Here is a 3,023-nt window from a genome sequence, read left to right on the forward strand (position 1 = left end):
CTTTTCCCCCCTTTCTTTATTGTTTTAAAAGACTCAACAACCATCCCAGGCTCAGCGCCAAAAAACCCATTGTATTTTAAGGTTCTGGTCGCATTTCCTTGCACCGCTTTCAGAGTTACCCGATGATGCTTTCCGAAAAATTACGCGGTATTTGGAAATATTTTGTATTTTCTATCAAAACAGACGGCTATGCCATGCTCATCCGTGCGAACCACCCGTCCCTGAATATCAATTTGTATCTTTTCCTTTTTAAGCTTGTATCTGTCTTCCAGAAAGAGCATCAGGTTCAATTTTACATCCGAACCCACCGTTATTGGCTTGCAATTGAGGAAAAAAGCCCCTTCCGAACTGATATCCCTGGTCGTCACTTCACAACTTACAGACTGTCGGCTTTCATCCATCATCGAAAGCAGCGCCGGCAGTTTAAGATCAAATCTTTCGGTTTGCCTTCTTTCGGTTCCAGTCACGCCAAACGCTTTCATTTCGTTTGAAATCGAAGTACGCCGAAGTCAAGGCCTCAGATCCGTACGGCTTAAAATTCATTCATATCGTATAAATAAGAACCGCGGAGAGTCGTTGCAGCCATCCAATTCCATGAATTCATCTTTAGTTAAATAAATACAATTCATTCATTAATGAAACAATACGCCGATCGTATGGTTTTTTACGTATTTATTGTGGATTATTATTTCGGAAGAAAGGATGAGCTTGAAAACAGATCTAATCGTTTTTACCTAGTTTATAGATTTCAAAAAATACGAAAAAATCATACCTTTTACCGATGGCGGCCGCTGTGAATTGATGATAATTATTATTTTAAACGGGAATATAATGAATATGAATTTGTTTAAAAAAACCAAGCGCCTATAAAAGCAGTTTGATCCAAAGAGAATGCCGGCGCGGCCCTTCGACCGGCAGTAATAACTGCTACTTTTATACATAAAAACGATAGGTTAAGATTAATTAAGCATGTAATTCAAGGGGCGGAGCTGTATACAAGGGGTGGCGATAACGCCAACACTCTGAAAAAATGCCTGATTTCTGCAATCACCACATCATGATGTGAAACAGCGTTATCACTGAGGTGCTATAGCCGAAAAGATATGGATCAGCTCAAAGTTCCAAACGATCCAAACCCGATAAAACAATCAAAACAATTCAACGATCGCCATGATTCGAACACAAATTCAGCTTCAAAACGAGCAGATCGAATGGCTTAAAAAATTCGCTCTTGAAAACAACATCTCCATGTCTCAGGTCATTCGGGACTGCATTGAGGCTTACCGTGTCCATTTCGAACGGAACCGGGAATTGACCGTCAAAAAGAAAAAGGCATTGTTGGCTGTCGGCAGCTTTGCCACGGAAGATAGGGACTGAGGGATGAGGGCTGAAACCTGAGACCTGAAAGAGAAAGGCTGAAACCTGAAAGCGCTTCGTTCCCAACGCTCCAAACAATCATAACGTTTCAAACGTTCCCAATTTGAAAGTATTTGTCGACACATCGGCGTTTTACGCGCTCATTGATCGATCCGACCGGCATCATGCTCAGGCGTCTGCCTTATGGACGGACCTGCTCGATGACAACTTCCGCCTTTTAACCTCAAACTACGTGGTCTGGGAGACCGCCGGCCTGCTTCAGAGGCGGATCGGGTTTGAGGCGGCAAACCTCTGGCACAAGGACATTCTTGGGGTTCTGGATATCCTGTGGGTGGATGAGGGGATGCACCAGCGGGCCTATGAGCTTTGGCTGAATTTGGGCCGCAGAAGGCTGAGCCTGGTGGATTGCGTCAGCTTTGTGGTCATGTACGCGCATGTGATCGAGAAGGCTTTCTGTTTTAAGCCCCATTTCGAGGACCACGGGTTTTCTTTGCTTTCGCCAACCAAAGGGCGGGGAGGCAAGGGATAAAGATTCCAGGGCTGAAAGCTGAAAAGATTCAAGACAGGGAATCTCTGAACAAGGACTGAGTGATGGACTGGATTGGAAAATAAGAATATGCAGGTGCATGGAAAAATTTTTGGATTGATCCGTGAAATTAACCGCCTTACTCATAATACATTTTCCGCGTAATATTCCCCCTACGGTTTCTGGCATCGAATAAATAGATTGGCTGCTAACCCCGAAAACAGAGTACACGACAAATTTTGAAGAATCGTTATCAGCTGATCAAAAATAATACTGGAAAAGCTTGAAGGTTAAAAGGTTCATAAGGCTGTTGCTGGTAGCTTTACTGCTTTTAATGCCGTGGGTTGCGCTTTCATCGGCAATGTCTCCTTCTTCGGCTCGGGCTTTTATCATGCACGTGTCGGCCCTGGCCGGTCTCTGCATTCTGGCCTGCCTGGCATTTGAGAAGGGCATCCAGCGCGGGGGTGCGGTGTTATTTGTTTTTGCCTACAGTTTGGTCTTGGAGTGGTTGCAGAACCTCAGCCCCGACCGTTATGGTTCCATGGAGGATGTTGCCGCCAATGTCATGGGATGCCTGGCGGGCGTGTTGCTTTATTTAACCATAGTCGGATTGCGATGTCTGAAAAGACGGTACGCGATTGAGCATCCCAAAGAAACAAAGGAGTGAAGGATAAAACTGAAAAATGGATTAAGGATTGAAGGGCCAATGGTTAAAAGTTCAAAAGGCGATCAAATCTTATTCCTTAATCCTGTTTCTCCGAAGAAATTCAAACGAAACAAGAATTAATTACAGGAATTACCGGCTATGACGGAGCGTATGTGGCTGAGTTCCTGATAGAAAAAGGTTGCGCGGTTCGTGCAATCAAACGGCCGGCCTTCTTATTCAATACCCAGCGCATTGATCACTGCTATGAAAAAAACCCAGTAATTTCCGGTTAAGTTTTTGCATCAACCACTTGTAAATCTTGTTCTTTTCCATATTTTTGGTGTTCAGCGCCCATTGGCCAGCAGCGCAGTTCGTTTTCGATCTGAGTGCGCAGCTGACGAACTCGCCTGATGGATACTTTCTCTTGATAGTTGCTGTGACAATACAAGGCCAGCAGCAAATATGTGATCAGAC

The 3,023-nt window shown here is 44.4% G+C and carries 7 protein-coding genes; 4 read left to right on the top strand and 3 right to left on the bottom strand.

What is annotated here, in order from left to right; translation table 11 throughout:
• Positions 1-140: 140 nt before the first annotated feature.
• The gene (locus B3D59_RS07630) at positions 141-467 is read right to left on the bottom strand and encodes a PilZ domain-containing protein (RefSeq protein WP_286818741.1); all 327 of its coding nucleotides are present in this window, start codon (positions 465-467) and stop codon (positions 141-143) included.
• 703 nt (positions 468-1,170) lie between these two features.
• On the opposite strand from B3D59_RS07630, the gene B3D59_RS07635 reads away from it, so the two are divergent.
• Both B3D59_RS07635 and B3D59_RS07640 read left to right on the top strand, forming a co-directional pair.
• A complete protein-coding gene (locus tag B3D59_RS07635; protein WP_286818742.1) occupies positions 1,171-1,377 on the top strand; it encodes a CopG family transcriptional regulator in 207 nt (68 codons plus the stop codon).
• Between the two features lie 103 nt (positions 1,378-1,480).
• On the top strand, positions 1,481-1,906 hold the full coding sequence (locus tag B3D59_RS07640; protein ID WP_286818743.1) for a type II toxin-antitoxin system VapC family toxin: 426 nt from the start codon (positions 1,481-1,483) through the stop codon (positions 1,904-1,906).
• A 258-nt stretch (positions 1,907-2,164) separates the two neighbouring features.
• Here the strand turns inward: B3D59_RS07640 and B3D59_RS07645 are convergent, their stop codons facing one another.
• Positions 2,165-2,296 carry a hypothetical protein gene (locus B3D59_RS07645; protein WP_286818744.1) on the bottom strand — a complete coding sequence of 44 codons (132 nt, stop codon included), beginning with the start codon at positions 2,294-2,296 and terminating at the stop codon, positions 2,165-2,167.
• Here B3D59_RS07645 and B3D59_RS07650 point away from each other — a divergent pair.
• Positions 2,295-2,570 (top strand): VanZ family protein, encoded by a 276-nt coding sequence (locus B3D59_RS07650; protein ID WP_286818745.1) that lies wholly within the window; start codon positions 2,295-2,297, stop codon positions 2,568-2,570. The two genes, B3D59_RS07645 and B3D59_RS07650, sit on opposite strands and share 2 nt — an antisense overlap.
• Before the next feature lie 128 nt (positions 2,571-2,698).
• Complete coding sequence (locus B3D59_RS07655) at positions 2,699-2,842, top strand: GDP-mannose 4,6-dehydratase (protein WP_286818746.1); 144 nt, start codon at positions 2,699-2,701, stop codon at positions 2,840-2,842.
• Here the strand turns inward: B3D59_RS07655 and B3D59_RS07660 are convergent.
• On the bottom strand, positions 2,839-3,023 hold a 185-nt coding region (locus B3D59_RS07660), incomplete at its 5' end, for a hypothetical protein (protein ID WP_286818747.1). The two genes, B3D59_RS07655 and B3D59_RS07660, sit on opposite strands and share 4 nt — an antisense overlap.

This window comes from Desulfobacter sp. UBA2225, from assembly GCF_002348205.1.
GTDB classification, from domain to species: Bacteria; Desulfobacterota; Desulfobacteria; order Desulfobacterales; family Desulfobacteraceae; genus Desulfobacter; species Desulfobacter postgatei.